The organism is Corynebacterium uberis, assembly GCF_020616335.1.
Taxonomy (GTDB): domain Bacteria; phylum Actinomycetota; class Actinomycetes; order Mycobacteriales; family Mycobacteriaceae; genus Corynebacterium; species Corynebacterium uberis.
In genome coordinates this window covers 699,979-720,879 of record NZ_CP085051.1, presented here as the reverse complement: position 1 = coordinate 720,879, position 20,901 = coordinate 699,979, and the positions used below count along the sequence as shown (strand labels likewise).

The following is a 20,901-nucleotide window of genomic DNA, read 5'->3' as shown; positions in this document are numbered from 1 at the left end:
CCGATGGCACGTAATGACATTCGTCCGATCATCAAGCTGAAGTCGACGGCTGGCACCGGTTATACCTATGTCACCCGGAAGAACAAGCGCAACAACCCGGACCGCATCACCATGAAGAAGTACGATCCGGTAGTCCGCAAGCACGTCGAATTCCGCGAGGAGCGATAATTTATGGCTAAGAAGTCCAAGATCGCCAAGAACGAGCAGCGCAAGGAAATCGTCGCCCGTTACGCGGAGCGTCGTGCCGAGCTCAAGGCCATCATCAAGAACCCCAAGTCCACCGACGAGGAGCGCCTGGATGCGCAGTTCGAGCTGAACCGTCAGCCTCGCGACGCCTCCCCGGTGCGCGTCCGTAATCGTGACTCCCACGACGGCCGCCCGCGCGGTTACCTGCGCAAGTTCGGCCTGTCGCGCGTTCGTATGCGCGAGATGGCTCACCGCGGTGAGCTGCCGGGTGTCCGTAAGTCCAGCTGGTAATCAGGGAGTTGTGCAATAAATGAAGCGTAATCACGCCAAGCGCGCTCGCATGGAGCAGAGCCGCCGCCCCAAGAAGAACCCGCTGAAGGTTGCGGGCATTGAAAAGGTGGACTACAAGGACACCAACACCTTGCGTCAGTTCATCTCTGACCGTCACAAGATCCGTTCGCGTCGCGTGACCGGCCTGACCCCCAAGCAGCAGCGCGAGGTGGCCACCGCCGTCAAGAACGCCCGCGAAATGGCTCTCCTGCCGTTCACCAGCCGCTAAATCCAGCACCTGGGACGCTTGAAAGTTCAAGCTCTAAGAGTCTGAATCGAACAACAGCGGCCTTGAGCCACTGGATGATCCGACTGGCCACAAGGCAGTTCGCAGCACCGCCCACACGCATTTCCGCCACACCGCGGAAATGGCAGTGTGGGCGGTGCTTTTCTTATTCCTGTGCAGCGCTTTTCCCGTCCACGCTCACCCACGTGGTCCCTGCGATAGAATTGGGGTCAATCCCCTCAGTCGCGCCGAATTCTTCGTGCCTGACGCGTGCCCCCTCGTTGGGGCAGCTTCTAAGGAGCCCTAGTCCACCGTGACCTTTCACCCCTCTTTGACCGAGTTGACGGCCCACGCACGCCAATGCGCCACCCTTACTGAGGTCAGCGGCGCCATTTTGGAAGCAAGCCAGTTGGTGCGCAATGCGCTCGATCATCGGGAATCCGCGCAGCGGATCACCCAGTGGTACTCCCTCATCGTGGACGACGCCCTGGCCAGCCCTGCGCTGCGCCAGGAGGGGATTTCCAGGGTCCGGCTCAGCGGCGCGGTGGGGCGTCGATGCGCCCTGCCCAGGGACGCGGTGACGTGGTTGAGCCTGGGGTTCCAGGAAGACCAACTTCTCACCGACGTGCTGGCCCGCGCCCACTGTGTTGCCCATCCCGCCACGGATAGCCTGGTAGACATCTGCGACGCGGGAGCCCGCTCCGTGGGCGGTCCGGGCCGCCCTACGGCTTGCTCCGAGCTGTTCTCCCTGGTGCTTGCGCACCGGCCCGCCCCACTGCGCACCATCGATGGGCTGCCGGACCCCGACCAACTCATCGACGTGGACGCGCATCTGGTCCGCCCAACGACGGATCTGGCCCGCTGGGCTGGCGTGTGCGCGGGGTGCACCTCGGGGGCTACCGCAGAGATGATCGCCTGCGCCCAAGCTGGTGGGGTCTTAAGCGACGATGAGGCGGAGAGCCTTAATCAGGCCTGGATGACGGCCCTGGAACTCCAGGCGACGCGCTGGCGCGAGGGCGTGGCGCTGCATCCGGAGCCCTCCCGCAACCTTCCGGCACTGGAGCGGGCCGCCTTTGGGGCAGCGAGTAGGTCTGTTTCGCTGCTCATCGCCGCGGTGCAGGCCCGGCAGGCGGCTACCGCCCCGGGCGCTGGGGTGCCGACACGCTAGACTGCATCCTGCGGGCATCGACGTGGAGCGCCCGGCTGTATTCGTTTCTTTGTGGAGTCGTGGGAAAGGTGTTGAGGCATGGCAGGTGCAGTGGGCCGACCGCGTAAAAACAGCCCGCGGCGGCGAGGCCGCACCGCGCGCGAAGAGATTCTCGACGCCGCCTCCGAACTGTTTACCACCCAGGGCTTTGCCACCACCTCGACGCACCAGATCGCTGAGGCCGTAGGCATCCGGCAGGCCTCCCTGTACTACCATTTTCCGTCCAAAACCGAGATCTTTCTCACGCTGCTGTCTTCCACCATCGATCCCTCCATCACGCTGGTCGAAGAACTCGGGCGAGTACAAGACGAAACCCCTGCTCTCCGGCTGTGGTCTTTGGTCGCCGCGGAAGTGCGCCAGCTTTTGTCTACCCGGTGGAATGTGGGCAAGCTCTATCAGCTGCCCATCGCCTCCTCCCCAGAGTTTTCTGAATACCACGAGAAGCGTGCACGCCTCTTCGACGCCTTTCATGACGTCTCCCGCCAGGTTGCGGGCAATGAGGACCCCCGCGTGGACCTGCCTTTCCACCTGGCAATGTCGGCCATTGAGATGCGCGACAACACCGGTGTGGCGCCTTACCCGCTGGGCGAGGAACTGCCGGCACCGGCGATTATGTTGGCCAATGCGGCTTTCGACGTCCTCGGGGCACAGATTCCCCCGGACGCCCAGCAGCGCACCGAGGACATCCTGTCTCGCCTGGGCTAGCTACCACTAGTCCCCCGTCCCCCACTACCGGGCCCCAAAAGAGAACACCCCTCACCGTGGCGCCGCCACAGCAAGGAGTGTTTGTCAGCGCGAACTAGTGGGCGAAGTGGCGCGCCCCGGTGAGGTACATCGTCACCCCGGCCTTGTTTGCCGCGGCGATGACCTCCTCATCGCGAATCGAGCCGCCGGGCTGGACCACGGCCGCAACGCCCGCCTGGGCGAGCACCTCAAAGCCATCGGCGAAGGGGAAGAAGGCGTCAGAGGCTGCGACCGCGCCGCGGGCGCGCTCGGCACCATCAGCAAGCGTGTTGGCCCGCTCGACGGCCAGCTTGGCGGAGTCCACCCGGTTGACCTGACCCATGCCCACCCCAACGGTGGCGCCGCCTGCGGCCAGCAGAATGGCATTGGACTTCACGGCGCGCACGGTACGCCAGGCGAAGGCGAGATCCGCCAGCGTCTGCTCGTCGGCGGCGTCCCCGGCCGCGAGGGTCCAGTTCGCTGGGTCATCACCCTCGGCGTCGAGGATGTCGCGGTCCTGGACCAGCAGCCCGCCGGAGATGGGCTTGGCATCATAGCCGGCGCGCTCGAGTGGCTGCGCCTGCAAGACGCGCAGGTTCTTCTTGGTCTTCAGCAGCTCGAGCGCGGCGTCCTCGTAGGACGGGGCGATGATGACCTCTGTGAAGATCTTCTTCACCTGCTCGGCCAGGGCGAGGGTGACCTCGCGGTTGGTGGCAATCACGCCACCGTAGGCGGACAGCGGGTCGCAGGCGTGGGCCTTGGTATGCGCGTCGGCGATGGAGACGTCAGAGACCGCGATGCCGCAGGGGTTGGCGTGCTTGATAATCGCCACGCACGGCTCCTCGTGGTCCCAGGCGGCCCGCCAGGCGGCGTCTGCGTCCTGGTAGTTGTTGTAGCTCATCTCCTTGCCGTGGAACTGGGTGGCGCCGGCCAGTCCGCCGGTGCCGTCCGTGTACAGGGCCGCGCCCTGGTGGGGGTTCTCCCCGTAGCGCAGCGCATGGGCCAGCTGGTAGTCGGCGGTGACGGTAGCGGGGAAGGTGTCTGCGGGGGCGTCGGCAAGCTGAGTGGCCATCCAGGAGGAAACCGCAACGTCATAGTCGGCGGTGTGCCGGAAGGCGCGGGCGGCCAGCTGGGCGCGCTGCGGCTGGGTGAAGCCACCGGCGGCCACGGCGTCGCGCACCGCGTCATAGTCGCCCGGATCGACGACGACGGCGACCGAGGGGTGGTTCTTGGCGGCGGCACGCACCATGGACGGGCCTCCGATGTCGATCTGCTCAACGCAGGCGTCAAAGTCCGCGCCCGAGGCCACGGTCTGCTCAAACGGATACAGGTTGACCACCACGAGCTGGAAGGGCTCGATGCCCAGGTCGGCGAGCTGAGTCAGGTGTTCCGGCTTGCGTGTATCGGCAAGAATCCCGGCGTGCACCTTCGGGTGCAGGGTCTTGACCCGCCCCTCCAGGCACTCCGGGAAGCCGGTGAGCTCCTCCACCCGGGTCACCGGCACACCGGCGCGAGCGATGGTGGCAGCCGTCGAGCCCGTTGAGACGATCTCCACACCGGCCTCATGCAACGCCTGGGCCAACTGCTCTACCCCAGTCTTGTCATAGACGCTGATCAAGGCCCGCTTGATGGCCAACTTGTTTTCACTCATCGGTGACGTGCACCCTCTCTTCTTCTTTGTCCGTTTCTGCGCCGATGGCTAACTCGCCGGCCTCACCGCGCAACACCGCGACGATGAGCTGGCGTTCAACCTGTTTGATCCGTTCGTGCAATGTGTCTTCCGTATCCCCCGGCTGCACCAGCACGGGCCGCTGCGCAATGATGGGACCGGTATCAACGCCGGCATCAATAACGTGAACGGTAGAACCGGTGACCTTCACCCCGTAATTCAAGGCATCGCGCACCGCATGCGCACCGGGAAACGCCGGCAGCAGCGCCGGGTGCGTATTGATGGTGCGCCCCGCGAACACATCCAAGAAAGCAGGACCAAGGATGCGCATGAACCCTGCGGAGACCACCACATCCGGCTGGCCTGCCGCAACCGCCTGCGCGACCTCGGCGTTCCACTGATCGCGGTCCGCACCCAACGCGACAACCTGCGTGGGGATCCCCGCCCGACGCGCCCGTTCGATGGCCTCACACTGCTTATCCGCAACCACCCGCGTGATCCGATACTTCTGCGGATCCTGGTGATTGATCAGCGATTGCAGCAGCGTTCCCGTCCCGGAGACCAACACCACAATGTCAAGGGGCGAACCAGCGCGCAGCGTCTCTAGGATGTCCAGAGTGTCTGTGGAAGTCACGGCCCTTAAGCCTACACAGCACCCGGGCCACACAGTGCAGCCCTAGGGGGTGTGCTCCGCATCGTCGTCCGCCGCACCCGCGTCCGCGTCCTCCGCGTCGGCTGCTGCGGCGCTCTGCGCAGCGGTGTCGCTGCTGGCTTCAGCGTCTTCCTTAAGGTCCTGGTCTGCTGATTCTTCCGCCGCTTCGGGCTGCGCAGCCACGGCGCTGCCCTCCGCCTCCGCAGGCTCTTCCGGATCTTCCTCCGGATCCTCCTCCGGTTCCGGTTCCTCCTGCGTATCCTCCGGCTCCGCTACAGCGGCTGGTGCGTGCGCATCCTCAGCCGCAGGCTGTGCGCCTTCAGCGGGCACGTGTGCTTCCCGACGCCACCGATCCCACTGGCTAACCCCCGCGCTCATCAGCCCGATCGATCCCGTCCACAAGGCCACCAGCAGCGCCGTCAGCCACGCGATCGGCCCGCACTCCCCATACACACCCAGCGCCCCGCCAGACAGGTACGCCGCCACAGCCATGACCGTCGCCGCGGTGGCAGAAAAGACCACCGCCTGGCGCCAGCTCGGCGGGGCCTTGTACAGCATGACAATCGTCAGCGCGGCGGGGACCGCCAACACCACCACCGCCCAGTTGGGCACCTCGCCCGGCAGCGCCGCGAACAGCGGCAACGGCGGCATGGGCACCGTATGCACCGAAAAGACGCTTGCCGACGCCGCCCCACAGTGCAGGTCACCACCCACCAACACCGACGCACCCCACACCGCAGCGTTCGGAAGATACAGCACCGTCACCCCCAACGCCGCAGCAATGCCCCCGGCAGAACCGTACAGTTCAAACACCTCAAGCTGCCGGCGCCAGCCCAGCAGGGCAAGAACAAACCACACAGCAGCACCGCAGCACAACAGGATGCCCACGTAGCGGACGGCGAGCTCGGCGGCGTCGACAAGCGAGCGTGCCACCCGCAGATGGCGTGCCACCGCGTGCCACACGCGCCCTTTCAGCCCCCACAACAGCGCACCCACGTGCACCAACGCCGTATTGCCCAGCGCAGCCCACAGCGACGGCGCATCAACCCGATACACCTCGCGCGCATCCATGAGCATCGCCGCCGCGGTCACAGACAACGCCACCGGCACCCCCACCACGCACACCGCCAACGCCACCAAATCGCGCATGCTCACCCGACGACGCACCACCGCGCGCACTCGCCGCGCCAACAACCACGCCAGGCCCAGCGCAGGCAACAGGGGCAAAGTGCCCAGCTCAATGCCACCCATGCGCACCGGAACCATATTGAGCACCAGCCACAATTGCGCGATTGCGGCGGGCATCAGCCCCAGCGGGCGGGAGGTAAGCATGAGAAACGCCATGACAACCACGACAATTCCCAACACCACCACAGCGTGGGGAACAACCACGCTCGGAACAAAAGTCTGGAAACGCTGCCGCCAGCTGCGGGCTACCGGCTGCGCACCGCCCGCCGCAACCGGATGCTGCGGGTTGCGGCTTCCCCCCTGCACACCCGCGCGCGACGCACGACGCGGCCCGCGGGTACGCCGCCGACGCCGCGCCGCAGCGGTTCCTGCGGCCGCGGGGCGGCGTTGTCGATTACTGTTCGCACTCATCCCCATATACTGTGCCACAGCCAGCCTGTCCCCTGCGGCAGGCTGTTTCGGCGGCGTGTAACACCTCTCCGCCTGTTGCCGATACACCCCCATGACCAGTTCTTTTGCCAAAACTTTGCGTCATGGGGATACGGCGCACCAAAAAGCTGCTGGAAATACGCCCAAAACAGGTTGCCCCGCTGACACCGAGACGCTATTGTTACCTGACATAGATAACAGAACGGTCACAATCGTCCCGTGCACAGCGGCTCCCGCCCGCCCCGGCCTTGCGGCCTGACACCGCGGATCCGCCCCCCTTAGCCGGGACGATGCAGGTGTGCGCCGTTACCGTACCGATGGAAGTTGGAAGAGTTGGGTAAGCACCACAGATTCTCCCCGTCCCAGACGACGAAGGGACGCATAGCTCTGGTAGCAGTAGCAACAGGCGCAGTGTCCACCGCCGGTGTCGGTGGCGCCGCCGCAGCCCAGGTTCAAAACCACTCGGACAAGACCGAAACCAACGTCGGCTTCGCGCTGGCCAATGATGCCGCCACCATCCCCGGGGCCGACTCCTCTGCCCCGCAGATCCTGGCGATCTCCGAGTTCAAGCCCGTCGCCGACATTGACCAGCAATTGGGCAAGTCCGTCGAGCTGGCCCAGGAGCGCATCGAGGCCGCCGAGGCCGCAGCCGCAGCCGGCATCACGGACCTCAAGACCCTTGTTGCCAACGCCGCCGGCGCCGTCAAGCCCGCCGAGGGCACCTTCACCTCTAACTTTGGGCAGCGCTGGGGCGTGTTCCACAAGGGCATTGACATTGCCAACGCGGAAGGAACCCCCATCCGCTCCGTGCTGCCCGGCACCGTGATCAGCTCCGGCCCGGCCTCCGGCTTCGGCCAGTGGGTCCGCGTCCAGCACGATGACGGCACCATCACCGTCTACGGCCACGTCTCCACCCTGCTGGCCCAGGTGGGCCAGCGCGTCAACGCCGGTGACATCATCGCCGGCATGGGCTCCCTCGGTTTCTCCACCGGAACCCACCTGCACTTCGAAGTACACCCCGGTGGCGGCGAAGCCATCGACCCCGTGCCCTGGCTGGCAGCCCTGGGCATCACGGTCTAACACCACTCCAGCTGCGCACACCTGCTCAACCGGCCCCGAGAACCTCGGCGGCCGGTTTTTTGCTGCCCCCACCCCGCGGCCTGCCTCCCCCGCCCCCGCGGCGGGGTTTACAACTTCTCCATCGGCACCCCGCCGATCAGCATGAGACGCACCGTGCCGGAGGAACCGAAGTCAATGGTCACCGTCGCGCGCACACCACTGCCTTCGGCAGCAATCACCGTGCCCAACCCATACTTGTCATGGTTGACCCGATCACCCACCGCCAGCTCAAGGTCCTTGCGGTTCTGCGAGCGCTGCGGCGCGACCTGCCGCCGCCTGCGAGCCGGCGCGTGCTGCCGGCCCCAGTTGCCCGCTCCGGCGCCCCAACCCGAGCTAGACCACCCCTGGTCGACGGCCCCCCATTCGGGCTCCTCGCGCTGCCAATCGATGAGCTCGCCGGGAATCTCCGTGAGGAAGCGACTGGCGGGGTTAGTCACCGGGCTGCCCCAGGACGAGCGCAGCATCGCGCGCGTGAGGTACAGGCGCCGGCGTGCCCGCGTGATGCCCACATAAGCTAAACGGCGCTCCTCTGCGAGCTCCTGGGGATCGCCCAGTGCCCGCTGGTGCGGGAACTGGCCGTCTTCCCACCCGGTGACAAAGACTACCGGGAACTCCAGGCCCTTGGCGGTATGCAGCGTCATGAGGGTGACCACGCCTTGGTCATTATCCGGAATCTGGTCCGCATCGGCCACCAGGGAGACCTTCTCCAAAAACGCCTGCAAACTCCCGGGGGCGGGTTCGCCGTCCGCAGTCAGGCCCTCTGCCTCGGTGGCCGCCCCGTCCTCCGGGGCCTCGCCGTGGTCGGCCGCATAGGCCAATTGGTGGGCGGCGTCCATGGAAAACTCGCTTGCCACGGAGATCAGCTCATTGAGGTTATCCACCCGCGTCGCATCCTGCGGATCATTAGATCCCTCCAGCTCGCGCAGATAACCAGTGGTATCAAGGACCCGGCGCACCAGCTCGCCCAAATCCGGCATGCCTGTCACGGGGTTTCGCAGCTCTGGAAGTTGCGCCCGAAGATCATCCATCATGGACGTAAAACTGCCGATGGCGTTGCGTGCCCGGGTGCCAAGCATGTCCACCCGGCCAGCGGCGGCGTCTGACAACGCCTGGCCAAAGGACATCGCCCCCTGTTGAGCATGCAGGGCGACGAAGGCCTGCGCCCGGTCGCCGATCCCGCGGCGTGGGGTGTTGATAATCCGCCGCAGGCTCACCGTGTCATCCGGGTTATCAAGGACCTTGAGATACGCGATGATGTCCCGGATTTCGCGGCGGTCATAAAACCGCGTGCCGCCGACAATTTTGTAAGGAATCCCCTCCCGACTGAGCTTGTCTTCCAGCGCGCGGGAGGCGTTGTTGGTGCGGTACATGATGGCGATGTCTGAATAGGCAACACCCAACTCGTCGATGGTATTGGCAATGAACAGCGCCTCATCCTGCTCATTGTCCGCAACGTAGCCGACGATCTTATCCCCCGCCCCCTCAGAGGTCCACAGCTTCTTAGGCCGCCGGTGATCGTTGCGCTCAATCACCGCGTTTGCCGCATCCAAGATGTTCTGGGTAGAGCGATAGTTCTGCTCAAGAACGATGGTGCGTGCGTTGGGGAAATCCCGCTCAAATTCCTCAATATTGCGAATGGTGGCGCCGCGGAAGGCATAGATGGATTGGTCTGAATCCCCCACCACACACAACTCGGCCGGGCCCATGCCACCGGCGAGCCGTTCGGGCTCCTTCGCATGGGCACCCACCAGGACAGAGACCAACTCGTACTGCGCATGGTTGGTGTCTTGGTACTCGTCTACCAGGACATGCCGGAAGCGGCGCCGGTAGTATTCCGCAACATCGTCATGCTCGCGCAGCAGGCGAACGACCTCGCCGATGAGATCATCAAAATCTACCGCATTGGCCTGCCGGAGCCGGGTTTGGTATTCCGCGTAGACGTCCGCGACCGTGGTATCAAATGGATTCTTCGTCGACTGCGCCTCGGCGGCAGCATCCTCCGGATCGATGAGCTCATTTTTTAAATTGGAAATCGCATTGGCCAAAGTCCGCGCGGAAAACCTCTTCAGATCCAGCGACTTATCCTTAGCGATCATGGTGAGCAGCCGCCGCGCATCATCCGAATCATAGATGGTGAAATTGCTGTTGAGCCCCGGAACCACCCCGGCCTGCTGGCGCAAAATACGCACGCACACCGAGTGGAACGTGGCCACCCACATCCGTTCTGCTACCGGCCCCACAAGCCCGGCCACGCGCTCGCGCATCTCCGCGGCGGCCTTATTAGTAAAGGTAATGGCCAGGATCTGCCAGGGGGCTACACCGCGGCGAGACATGAGGTAGGCGATGCGCCGGGTTAGCACCGCGGTCTTACCGGAACCAGCACCGGCCACGATGAGCAGTGGGCTGCCGGCGTGCTCGACAGCCGCACGCTGGGCAGGGTTGAGCCCCGCGGCGACGTCGATAAGCGGGCCCCGATCGCCACCGGTGGACGCTGGCGAGGCGAGGCCACCGCCTGCGGGCCCCGCGGCGGCGGGACCATCGGTGCGCGGCGAAGAAAAGGGGGAAGCGGCGGGCGCGGGCTGCGAAGAATCCATGATGGCTCCCCACCTTAGCGGTGCGCACCCGCCGGGCCGGAAAACCCCCGCACTTGAGTTCGATTGGCCGGTTGTTGCCTGCGCGAACAAACCTGGAACAATAGCAGCCATGACTACTCCTCCCTCGCACCCGATCATCCCGCCGTCCGGCACCGACGACCCCTTATCCGACGCGGAGATTCAAGGCTTCCGCGCCGAGATTAACCGCCTTGACAGGGTGATTTTGGACGCCGTCAAACAGCGCACCGAGATCGCTCGCACCATAGGTCGCACCCGAATGGGCTCCGGCGGGACCCGGCTGGTGCACACCCGCGAAGTGGCCATCATTAATCAATTCCGGGAAGAATTGGGCGAAGAAGGCCCCGCGCTGGCTGCAATTCTGCTGCGCCTGGGCCGCGGCAAATTGGGATAAGCCCACACCCCACCACCCCGGTGCCGCGCCGCGCGGAAGACTACGTCTGCGCGCCGCGGGTGCCTGCGGTGGGGCGCACCGCGGGGCGCGTGGCAGACCCGGCTGCCCCGGAAAGGACTGTTCCGCTTTAGACTGATTGACGTGTCCTACAGCCGCTTGCTTCGCCCCGCCGCCCTGGCCGCCGCCACCTGCGCGCTCGCGCTCGGTGCGGCCGGCACCCTGTCCGCGTGCTCCACCGACGACGGGGAGAACGAGCCCACGACCACAACGACGATCATCAAACGGCGCGTCGTGGAGTCTGTGCCCTTCCCCGCCGACGCATCCTATTGCGCGGATGTGCCTGGGCCCTGCCTGCTGTCCATTGTCCACGCCGCGGATAAGAAGTGGCTGAAAGCCTCGGATGATTCCGATGGTGACGGATTTGTTGACGCCAAGGACATCACCAATAAGCTCGGCGAGGCGAAATACTTCACTCGGTGGTTTGAGCTTTTCTTAGAGGGCAAGGCCCCCGAAGACCCCGACCTTCCCATTACCTCCGAGCCCACCGAAACCTCATCCGAAGAAACCACCTCCTCGGAGGAATCATCCGAGTCTGAGTCCAAGTCGAAAGATAAGGACAAGGACAAAGATAAGGATAAAGACCACAAGGATGACGGGCCCATGCCCGATGCCCCGGGGCTGCCCGGCGCCGGCAAGGAGTGGAAGCTCAAGGGCCCACACGGATCGAAAAACGCGTGCACCTCGGCCCTGGACGGCTGGCCGGACACCGCCTCTGAGTGCTTCAAGCACGACGGCAAGTACTACTTCTGGGGCGCGCAGGCCACGAACCAGGCCCAACCGCCCGCCCCCGCACCCGCTCCGGCGCCGGCTCCCGCGCCCGCGCCTGCACCCGCACCGGCCCCCGACGCAGCCGCCGAGCAGCCCGCCGTCGAGTCCCCCGCAGCCGAGGAGACGCCCAATCCGCAGCCCTAGGGCATTGCTACAGCCTTAGCATTGGGACGTATCCTCGACAGAGGATATTTCCCACAGGATTGGAGCACAATGTCGGCCGACATCACCACGACCACGGCGTGGCAAGAACTAGACCGCCACTACCAGGCCACCCGCGAGGTCACGCTGCGCGAACTATTTGCCAATGATCCGGAGCGCGCCACCGCGATGACCTTTGATGCCGCGGGCCTCCACGTCGACCTGTCCAAAAATCTTATCGACGCCCCCGGGCTCACCGCCCTCATCCGCCTCGCCCAGGATGCCGGCCTCGAGCAGGCCATCACAGACATGGTGACCGGCGTTCACATCAACAACACCGAGGATCGCGCCGTGCTGCACACCGCACTGCGGCTGCCCCCGGAGGAGGACCTGCACGTCGACGGCCAGGACGTCGCCGCAGACGTCCACGAGGTGCTCTCCCGGATGCGCGACTTTGCCTCCGCGTTGCGCTCTGGACAATGGCAGGGCCACACGGGCCACACCATCAAGAAGATCGTCAACATCGGCATCGGCGGGTCCGACCTGGGCCCGGCCATGGTGACCCAGGCGCTGCGCACCTACGCCACCGCCGGAATCAGCGCCGAGTTCGTCTCCAACGTCGACCCGGCGGATATGGCAGCCACCCTCGATCACCTGGACCCGGAGTCCACCCTGTTTGTGGTGGCCTCCAAGACGTTTACCACCCAGGAGACGCTGGCTAACGCGCATGCCGCCAAGCGGTGGATCCTCGACGCCTTCGATGGCGACGAGTCGGCCATTGCCAAGCACTTCGTCGCCGTGTCCACCAACGCCGAGAAGGTCGCCGAGTTTGGCATTGATACCGCCAACATGTTCGGCTTCTGGGACTGGGTGGGCGGCCGCTACTCCGTCGACTCGGCCATTGGTCTGTCCCTCATGGCAGTCATCGGCCCGCAGGACTTTGTGCGCTTCCTCCAGGGCTTCCACGCCATGGACGTCCACTTCCGCACTACCCCCTTCGAGCGCAACATCCCCGTGCTCATGGGCCTGCTCAACGTGTGGTACTCCAACTTCCATGGGGCACAGACCCACGCCGTGCTGCCCTATTCCCAGGACCTGGCACGCTTCCCCGCGTACCTGCAGCAGCTGACCATGGAGTCGAACGGCAAGTCCGTGCGCCGCGATGGCAGCCCGGTGAGCTATTCCACCGGCGAGATCTTCTGGGGCGAGCCCGGGACCAATGGGCAGCACGCCTTCTACCAGCTCATCCACCAGGGCACCCGCCTGATCCCCGCGGATTTCATCGGTTTTGCCCGGCCCAAGGAGGACCTGCCGACGGCTTCTGGCGAGGGCTCGATGCACGACCTACTCATGGGCAACTTCTTCGCGCAAACCAAGGTGCTGGCCTTTGGCAAGACCGCCGAGGAGATCAGCGCGGAGGGCGTGGCCCCCGAGGTCGTTGCGCATAAGGTCATGCCCGGTAACCGGCCCACCACGACGATCCTGGCGCCGGAATTGACCCCCGCGGTGATGGGCGCGCTCATCGCGCTCTATGAGCACATCACCTTTGTGGAGGGCACCATCTGGGGCATTAACTCCTTTGACCAGTGGGGAGTGGAGCTGGGCAAGCAGCAGGCCAATGACCTGGCACCGGCCGTCGCCGGCGAGCAAGAGCCCGCCTCCGGGGATAGCTCAACCGATGCCCTCATTGGGTGGTATCGCTCCCAGCGCGGCTAACTTCGCGGCAGTGCCGCCCGAGTGTCCCGCCCCGCGGGCTGCCCAGGTCACATCTTGACCATGGGTACCCAGCCTACGGGGATGCGGTCACTATCCACGATGCGGCAGCCGAAGGGGAAACAGGTCACCGGCAGCATCTTCAGGTTGGCAATGGCCAGCGGGATACCAATGACCGTGATGGCCTGCGCCGCGGCGGTGGTGATATGGCCGATGGCCAGCCACAGGCCGGCGACCACAAACCACACAACATTGGACAGCTTGGACATCGCCCCCGTGCCGCCGGCCGGCTGAACCACGCTGCGCCCGAAGGGCCACAGTGCGAAGTTGGCCATGCGGAAACTGGCCACCCCGGCGGGGATGGTGATGACCAGGATGCAGGCGATCACGCCCGCCAAGAAGTAGCCCAGGGCAAGCCAGAAGCCGGCGAGAACCAGCCACAAGAGGTTGAGAATCAGTCGCATGGCAATAATCCTACGGATTGCCAGCTCAGGGGCCAGCGAACCCGCCTGCATCGGGTAACCCAGGGGGAGCATCGACAGGGGCAGGCTGGCACCGGGGGCACCACCAGATGATGCGCTCGAGTTCCCCTTCACGCCCACCCGCGTCCGGGCCGCCGAGGTTCGCAGAAAGGATGAGGCTCCCGCAGCGGCGGCAGGGCCGGTGGCGGCGCCCAAAGACGTAGCTCGACTCCCCCGCCCGGCGCACCCCGGTGGTCACGCGCAGCGGCGAGTCCTTGTTCGACCACATCAGCCGGCGGGTGATGTCAACCACCTGCTCGAGGTCCACGGCGGAAACCGGGGTGGCCGGGTGCACCCCGGCGATAAAGCAGATTTCTGCGCGGTATTCATTGCCCACCCCGGCCAGGAGGTGCTGGTCAAGCAGGGCGGTGCCGATGGGCCGGTCCGGCTGGCTGCCCAGCCGGCGGATGGCCTCCTGGCGCCCCCAGTCCGGCCAGTCCTGCCCGAGGACGTCGGGGCCGAGGTAGCCCATGCGGGTGGAATAGGCAGTGGCGGGAAAGACCTCCACGAGCCCGAGGTTGTGGCCTACCACTTCGAGCGGGCGCGGGTGCGGGGCGCCGTCGAGGGTCAGAACAACCCGGGCGGTGTGCCCGGGGCGGGTCCACCGATCGCCCGCCAGGTGCATGGCCCAGGTTCCCTCCATTTTGAGGTGGGTGTGCAGGATGTCCTCGCCGATGAGGTGGAAGAGGTGCTTGCCGTAGGGCCATACGCGCCGGACGGGGCTGCCTGCGAGGTCAACGGTGGCCACTGACGGTACCCGCAGGGAACAGCGCAGCACGGTGCGTCCCACCATGAATTGCAGGCGGCGCGCTAGCTGATAGACAGAATCACCCTCGGGCATGCAGCCAGCCTATTCCCCACCCTCCACGGCGCGTGCGTTGCCTGCACGGAATCTCCAGGCAGCGTGCCCACGGCGCGCCTCGCACTGGCCTTTCATGGTTACCCCCCATTGTGGCAGACCCTGTACCGAGACGGAGTAGGGCCCTGGTTGTGGGGCGTTGACTCCATGGAAGGCGGCACAGCGTTGCGCTGATGTCCAGTGCGGGGCGGTCCGTGGGCACCAACCGGGGCTCCTGTGATTCACAGCGTCGTGGTGCGTCCTTCCCGCTGCACCAAAGGATAATGGGATGTGCACAGGATTCTGAAGTTTTTCGCGCCAACCGCAGTTGGCACGATTTTCCCGTCCACAGCTTGACATGCGTCATTCAAGGCTATATGGGCAGCCTATACGCAGCATACCGGATTGCGGTAAACGCACAGGCCAGCACTCTTTCACTGCATTTTTAGACTATTGTGCGGACTATCACATCTGGCTCACATTTTTTTGCACACCCGCGAGAACGGTTCACCCCTTTCGGGGACCCCCGCGGGGGCGATCGAGCGCCTGGTCAAGGCTGCGCCCGCGCCGCCCGCGCGGCCCCCGCGGACCGCCAGCACCACCGGAATCCCCCTCAGCGCCGCGCCACGGCGAACCACCACCCGCGCTATGGCCGCCGATTTTGATTCCCCGCGGACTGAGCAGCGCGCCCGCTCGACGCAGCTCCGGCACCCAGGGGTGGCTAAGGGCGGGCTGGGAGTCGATTGTTTCCATCACCCACGGCTGCACCCTGCCGCTGTCCACCACGGCGGCCAGCGCCGCGATCACCATGGCCGCCAGCTGGTGGTCCGGAATGCCAACCTGGGCGGACACCGCATCAAAGAAGGTGCTCAGCGTCCGCCCGCCGCGGGTGAGATGGGCGATGAGCAGGCCGTCGATCAGCACGACGAGAGCCCCCGCAGCCCGCGTGGGGCCGGACCGCGGCCAGGGCAAGCTCGCACCGTAGGGGTTGGCGGGATCGGCGGCGGCAAGGACGTAGACGTGCGGGTCGCGCGCCCCGGACGGCCAGCCTTGCACGTCCGGCCCATCGGAGCATCCGCGGAGGCGGTCGATGATCCCGGAGGTGGAGAACTGAGCGGCACCGAGGGATTCCACCAGATAACCGCGCACCGCCTTGCCGGTTTCTTCGAAGGAGGTGAGCACCTTGTAGGCCAGGGCGAATCCGCCGGGGATGTCCTCGGACGTCACGCTGCCTCTGGTGACCACCCCGTAGCGGTCGAGCCACGTGCGGCCCCAGGAAACGGAGCGCGCCGTGGGCTCGGCGGTGGGGGTGACGGTGCGGGCCCAGCGCCCCAGGAGGTCTGCCGGCACGACGGTGCGCGAGTGTGCACGGCCGCGCCGGGCGCGGTGCGCGGTACGGCTGCGCGCACCCGAGCCGGCCCCGGAGCCCAGGTGGGCGCGCACGCGGGCGAAACTGTCGGGGGTGACCAGGGAGGCGTCGACAAGCCCCCACAATGCCTTCCGGACGTCCTCGGTGGGCGCGCCGAGCTGCGCGATGAGTTCGCTGGCAAGGTAGGCGCCGCCACGGGAGAGGATCCCCAGGATGTCTTCCTGCAGCCGGGTAAGCGTGACGTCCTCGGGACTGACCTGGGGGGCGAGGTCGGCGGCGAGGTCTACCGGCAGCAGGGTGATCCAGGGATCCGTGCCCGCGGCCGCCCCCGCGCCGACGATGAGCACCTCCCCGGCTGCGGTGAGCTCATCGAGCCACGCGGGGTTATAGTCCGCCACCCGGGCGGGCAGGACGAGGGATTCCCAGGCAGAGGCGGGCAGACGCACCCCGGCGAGCTGTTCGATGGCGGTGTAGGTGCCGTCAATGCCAGTCAGCTCGGGGCGCTGCCCCACCGGTGCGACGTGCTGCCAGCTGGGGAGGAACCGGGCGAAGGCGGATTGGCTGACGGGCTGCGTTTGGGCGCGGGCTGCGGCGAGGCTGCGGCGGCGCAGGATCGTGAGCACGTCGGTGGCGCAGTAGTGGGGCGTCTGGGTCCCGCGCTGGAAGGTGCCTTCGGTGACTATCCCCGCCGTGACGGCCGCCTGCACCGCAGTGTGTGCCGCCCCCGGGGAGAGACCGAAGGCGGCGGCAAGGTCGGCGGAGCTGAACGGGCCCCTGCTGCGCGCCCAGCGCGCCACCAGCTGATCGAGGGCGTCAGCAATCGTGTCCACGGGGGCGGCTATTCCGGGCGGGACGGGAATGCCCAGGCCGTCGCGCAGCAGGGGTGCGTCGAGGACCTGGGCCAGGTGGGGCCGGCCGTTGATGCGCACGCGCATGACCCGGCGCGTCAGCGCGGCCAGGGTGGCGGGGAGCGGATCGGGGAAATCGCAGTGCTGCGCGAGCTCGTCTTCGGCGATGGGCCCGAGGACGCGGAGCTGGTCTGCCAGTTCTTCTGGGGTCCGTGCGCGCCGGCCGGCGGCGGTGTGCTGCAAGGTGGCGTGAACCTCGGCGATGATGTCCGGGTCAAGGAGGTCAGCCAGCTCGGCGCGGCCTAAAAGGGTGGCCAGGAGCGTGGGGTCGAGGGCGAGCGCCGCGGCGCGCTTTTCGGCCGCCGGGGCGTCGCCTTCATACATGAACGCGCCGGTGTAATTGAACAGCAGCGTCGCGGCGAAGGGGCTGGGCTGCTCCGTGGTCACCTCGACGATGCGCACGCGCCGGTGGGCTATGTCGCGGCAGAGCTGGGTCAGCGCCGGAAGGTCATAGACGTCCTGCAGGCACTCCCGCACCGTTTCTAGGATGATGGGAAAGCTGGGGTACTTGCGCGCTACGTCCAGAAGCTGGGCGGCGCGCTGCCGTTGCTGCCACAGGGGCGCTCGCGTGCCGGGATTGCGCCGCGGCAGGAGCAGGGCGCGGGCGGCGCACTCCCGGAAGCGGGAGGCAAACAGCGCCGAGTCCCCGACGCGCTCGGTGACCTGCTCTTCGATGTCTTCCGCATCGAAGATGAACAGTTCCGCCCGGGGCGGCTCATCCGTTTCCGGCAGGCGCACCACGATGCCATCGTCGCCGGCGACCGCCTGCGCATCAATCCCGTAGTCCTGGCTCATTCGCGCCCCCACCGCCAGCGCCCACGCCGCGTTGACGCCTCGCCCGTAGGGGGTGTGCAGGACCACGCGCCAATCGCCAAGCTCATCGCGGAAACGCTCCATGACCAGGGTGCGTTCATCCGGAACCACCCCCGTCGCCTCCTCCTGTTGGCTCAGGTAGGCACGCAGGTTCGTCGCCGCACGCTGGTCCAGGTCTGCGCTTATCGACGCCCCCGCGCCCGCCACGCGGCGCCGATACTGCCCCACGGCTCGCCCCAGCTCCGCCGGCCGCCCCGGCTGGTCACCGCCCCAGAAGGGCAACCGGCCGGTGTGCCCCGGCGCGGGCGATACCTGTACCTGGTCGCGGGTGATGTTCTCAATGCGCCAGCTCGACGCCCCCAGCGTGAACACGTCGCCCACGCGAGACTCATAGACCATCTCCTCATCGAGTTCCCCCACCCGGCGCGCACCGGATTCTCCGCCGACCAAAAACACCCCAAACATTCCCCGATCCGGGATCGTGCCCCCAGAGGTCACCGCCACGCGCTGGGCCCCCGGGCGTGCAGAGAGCACCCCGGTGACTGGATCAAGGACCAGCCGCGGGCGCAGGGACGCAAAGTCCGTCGACGGGTAGGCGCCGCACGCCAGGTCGATCACCGCGTCAAAGATCGGACGCGGCAGCTGCTTGTAGGCATAGGCACGGCGCACCGTGGCGTACCACTGATCCACATTCCACTCCTCGACCGCCACCGCGGCGATGGTCTGCTGCACCAGCACGTCGAGGGGATTTGTGGGCACGTGCAGCTCCTCGATGAGCCCGTCGCGCATGCGCTCGACCGTCACCGCCGTGGCCACCAGGTCCGCGCGGTGCTTGGGGTAAAACGTCGCGCGCGACACCGCCCCGACCGCGTGGCCGGCGCGCCCGGCGCGCTGCACCCCGGAGGCCACCGAGGGTGGCGATTCCACCTGGATGACCAGGTCCACCGCCCCCATGTCTATGCCCAGCTCCAGCGAGGAGGTGGCCACCACCGCGCGCAGGCGCCCCTCCTTAAGTGCCATTTCCGTGGCCGCCCGCTCATCCTTAGACACCGACCCATGATGCGCGCGGGCGATGATCGCCGGGGCCGATCCGGCGGTGTCCACGGCCTTCATCAACTGGGCCGGGTCGCGGCGCGTGGGTGCAGCAAGCGAGTCCGGGTCATACTGCGCCGCATAGAGCTCGTTGAGCCGGCTGGTCAGCCGTTCCGCGGTGCGCCGAGAATTCACGAACACCAGCGTCGAGTGTGCCTCCATGACCTGCTCATATATCGCCTGCTCCACGAAAGGCCAGATGGATCGGGCCGTGGGAAGGGCAGAATCGGCGGCCACCGGCACCGCGCTCGCATCCGCTCCTGCGGCGGGGTCTATGGGGGTGGTCAACCCGAGGGGATCATCAATCACCGCCTCCCCGATGGTGGAGCCCTGCTCCGGCTCCGGTAAATCAGACATGTCATCCACGGGCACCCGGACGCTGAAATCCCAGGCCTTCTGACTCGGCGGATCGATCACCGCCACCGGATGCGCCCCGCCAAGAAACTCCGCCACCGTCTCCACCGGGCGCACCGTGGCCGATAGCCCAATGCGCTGGATTGGCCCCTCTGCCAGATGCTCCAAGCGCTCCAGGCTCAACGATAGGTGCACCCCCCGTTTCGTGCCCGCAAGCGCGTGGATTTCATCCACGATGACGGTGTCCACCCCACGCAGGGTGCCCGCCGCCTTGGACGTCAGCATGAGATAGAGCGATTCCGGGGTGGTGATCAGAACATCGGGCGGAGTGCGCTGCAAACGCGCGCGCTGCGCCGGAGGCGTATCGCCCGAGCGGACCCCCACCGTGATATCCGGCGCAGGCATGCCCAGCCGGTCTGCGGTCCGAGCAATCCCCGTCAACGGGGCACGCAAGTTGCGCTGGACGTCCACGCCCAGCGCCTTGAGCGGCGAAATATAGAGCACCCGCACACCGCGGCTGGGCCGCTGGCCGCCTGACTGTGCCGCGGGCTGCTCTTTGGGCTGCACCGGCACGTCCAACGCCGTTTGCCCGTCATCGTCCACCAGCGAGTTGATCGCCCACAAAAACGCCGCCAGTGTCTTGCCCGAACCCGTCGGGGCCACCACTAAAGCGTTACTACCAGCGCCGATGACCTCCCATGCCCGCTGCTGCACCGCGGTGGGGTGAGCGAAAACATCCCGAAACCACGCAGAGACTTGAGGGCGGAAGCGCGAGAGGATGTGGTCGGTCATGACTCAATCAAACCAAACGGTTAAAATTGCCGTCATGACCGCAGAGCTCACCGACGCCCGCCTGACCCACCGCCTCGCCCAAGGAACCGGCGAGATTCTCAAAGGCGTGCGCAACGTCGGCGTGCTGCGCGGCCGCAGCCTCGGCGACGCCGGCGACGACCTCGCCCAAAGCTGGATTTCCCGCACGCTGGCCCAACACCGCCCCGGCGACGGCTTCCTGTCCGAAGAGGCCGCCGATAACCCGGCGCGGCTGAAAAAGGACCGCGTCTGGATCGTCGACCCCCTCGACGGCACCAAGGAGTTTGCCACCGGACGCCAGGACTGGGCCGTCCACATCGCCCTGGTAGAAAACGGCCGTCCCACCCACGCCGCCGTAGGCATGCCGGACCTGGGCGTGGTCTTCGACTCCGCCGACGTGCGCGCCGTGGTTGGCCCCTACTCCCGCAAGATCGTTGTCTCCCACAACCGCCCCCCGGCCGTGGCCAGCTACGTCGCCCAACAGATGGGGTATGAAACCGTCCAGCTGGGCTCCGCGGGGGCAAAGGCCATCCACGTGTTGCTGGGCGATTCGGACGCCTACATTCACGCCGGCGGCCAGTACGAGTGGGACTCCGCCGCCCCGGTGGGCGTGGCCACCGCCGCCGGGCTGCACTGCTCCCGCCTGGATGGCTCTGCCCTGACCTACAACAACAAAGACACCTACGTCCCCGACATGCTCATCTGCCGCCCTGAGCTGGCCGAAGAGATCATGGCCCACGCCGCGGCCTACCTCAAGGACAACGGAAGCTACCTGTAAG

The 20,901-nt window shown here is 66.4% G+C and carries 17 protein-coding genes; 10 read left to right on the top strand and 7 right to left on the bottom strand.

The features are described 5' to 3' along the window. Positions 1–3: 3 nt before the first annotated feature. From rpmG to LH390_RS03280, 5 genes are all read left to right on the top strand, one after another. Positions 4–168, top strand: a complete 165-nt coding sequence (gene rpmG, locus LH390_RS03300; protein ID WP_227280604.1) for a 50S ribosomal protein L33 — start codon at positions 4–6, stop codon at positions 166–168. 3 nt (positions 169–171) lie between these two features. Further along, positions 172–477: a 30S ribosomal protein S14 gene (rpsN, locus tag LH390_RS03295; protein WP_227280605.1), complete on the top strand. Its 306-nt coding sequence runs from the start codon at positions 172–174 to the stop codon at positions 475–477. A gap of 19 nt (positions 478–496) precedes the next feature. Beyond that, complete coding sequence (rpsR, locus tag LH390_RS03290) at positions 497–745, top strand: 30S ribosomal protein S18 (RefSeq protein ID WP_227280606.1); 249 nt, start codon at positions 497–499, stop codon at positions 743–745. A gap of 310 nt (positions 746–1,055) precedes the next feature. After that, complete coding sequence (locus LH390_RS03285) at positions 1,056–1,910, top strand: putative nucleotidyltransferase substrate binding domain-containing protein (protein WP_227280607.1); 855 nt, start codon at positions 1,056–1,058, stop codon at positions 1,908–1,910. 78 nt (positions 1,911–1,988) lie between these two features. Next, the gene (locus tag LH390_RS03280) at positions 1,989–2,654 is read left to right on the top strand and encodes a TetR/AcrR family transcriptional regulator (protein ID WP_227324363.1); all 666 of its coding nucleotides are present in this window, start codon (positions 1,989–1,991) and stop codon (positions 2,652–2,654) included. A gap of 94 nt (positions 2,655–2,748) precedes the next feature. On the opposite strand, the gene purH is transcribed toward LH390_RS03280, so the two are convergent. The 3 genes from purH to LH390_RS03265 are packed head-to-tail and all read right to left on the bottom strand — an operon-like array spanning position 2,749 to position 6,592. Further along, positions 2,749–4,323, bottom strand: a complete 1,575-nt coding sequence (gene purH, locus LH390_RS03275; protein ID WP_227280609.1) for a bifunctional phosphoribosylaminoimidazolecarboxamide formyltransferase/IMP cyclohydrolase — start codon at positions 4,321–4,323, stop codon at positions 2,749–2,751. After that, positions 4,316–4,957 carry a phosphoribosylglycinamide formyltransferase gene (purN, locus tag LH390_RS03270; RefSeq protein WP_227282640.1) on the bottom strand — a complete coding sequence of 214 codons (642 nt, stop codon included), beginning with the start codon at positions 4,955–4,957 and terminating at the stop codon, positions 4,316–4,318. The genes purH and purN overlap by 8 nt, the downstream gene beginning before the upstream one ends. Before the next feature lie 60 nt (positions 4,958–5,017). Next, complete coding sequence (locus LH390_RS03265) at positions 5,018–6,592, bottom strand: cell division protein PerM (protein WP_227280610.1); 1,575 nt, start codon at positions 6,590–6,592, stop codon at positions 5,018–5,020. A gap of 342 nt (positions 6,593–6,934) precedes the next feature. On the opposite strand from LH390_RS03265, the gene LH390_RS03260 reads away from it, so the two are divergent. Then, positions 6,935–7,690: a M23 family metallopeptidase gene (locus tag LH390_RS03260; RefSeq protein ID WP_227280611.1), complete on the top strand. Its 756-nt coding sequence runs from the start codon at positions 6,935–6,937 to the stop codon at positions 7,688–7,690. A 107-nt stretch (positions 7,691–7,797) separates the two neighbouring features. Here LH390_RS03260 and LH390_RS03255 read toward each other — a convergent pair whose 3' ends face one another. Further along, positions 7,798–10,323 carry a UvrD-helicase domain-containing protein gene (locus LH390_RS03255; protein ID WP_227280612.1) on the bottom strand — a complete coding sequence of 842 codons (2,526 nt, stop codon included), beginning with the start codon at positions 10,321–10,323 and terminating at the stop codon, positions 7,798–7,800. A 109-nt stretch (positions 10,324–10,432) separates the two neighbouring features. Between LH390_RS03255 and LH390_RS03250 the strand changes: the two genes are divergently transcribed. The 3 genes from LH390_RS03250 to pgi all read left to right on the top strand — a co-directional run bounded on the left by LH390_RS03250 (position 10,433) and on the right by pgi (position 13,420). Next, positions 10,433–10,735: a chorismate mutase gene (locus tag LH390_RS03250; protein WP_227280613.1), complete on the top strand. Its 303-nt coding sequence runs from the start codon at positions 10,433–10,435 to the stop codon at positions 10,733–10,735. A gap of 141 nt (positions 10,736–10,876) precedes the next feature. Next, the gene (locus LH390_RS03245; protein ID WP_227326864.1) at positions 10,877–11,707 is read left to right on the top strand and encodes a hypothetical protein; all 831 of its coding nucleotides are present in this window, start codon (positions 10,877–10,879) and stop codon (positions 11,705–11,707) included. A gap of 69 nt (positions 11,708–11,776) precedes the next feature. Then, on the top strand, positions 11,777–13,420 hold the full coding sequence (gene pgi / locus LH390_RS03240; RefSeq protein WP_227280614.1) for a glucose-6-phosphate isomerase: 1,644 nt from the start codon (positions 11,777–11,779) through the stop codon (positions 13,418–13,420). A 47-nt stretch (positions 13,421–13,467) separates the two neighbouring features. Here pgi and LH390_RS03235 read toward each other — a convergent pair whose 3' ends face one another. The 3 genes from LH390_RS03235 to LH390_RS03225 form a co-directional block, all read right to left on the bottom strand. Continuing rightward, on the bottom strand, positions 13,468–13,881 hold the full coding sequence (locus LH390_RS03235) for a YccF domain-containing protein (RefSeq protein WP_227280615.1): 414 nt from the start codon (positions 13,879–13,881) through the stop codon (positions 13,468–13,470). Positions 13,882–13,906: 25 nt separating this feature from the next. Continuing rightward, complete coding sequence (locus LH390_RS03230) at positions 13,907–14,779, bottom strand: DNA-formamidopyrimidine glycosylase family protein (protein WP_227280616.1); 873 nt, start codon at positions 14,777–14,779, stop codon at positions 13,907–13,909. Positions 14,780–15,283: 504 nt separating this feature from the next. Then, positions 15,284–20,104: an Lhr family ATP-dependent helicase gene (locus LH390_RS03225; RefSeq protein ID WP_227280617.1), complete on the bottom strand. Its 4,821-nt coding sequence runs from the start codon at positions 20,102–20,104 to the stop codon at positions 15,284–15,286. 34 nt (positions 20,105–20,138) lie between these two features. Here LH390_RS03225 and LH390_RS03220 point away from each other — a divergent pair, with 34 nt between their 5' ends. After that, positions 20,139–20,900, top strand: a complete 762-nt coding sequence (locus LH390_RS03220; RefSeq protein ID WP_227280618.1) for a 3'(2'),5'-bisphosphate nucleotidase CysQ — start codon at positions 20,139–20,141, stop codon at positions 20,898–20,900. The last annotated feature ends 1 nt before the right edge of the window (position 20,901 follow it).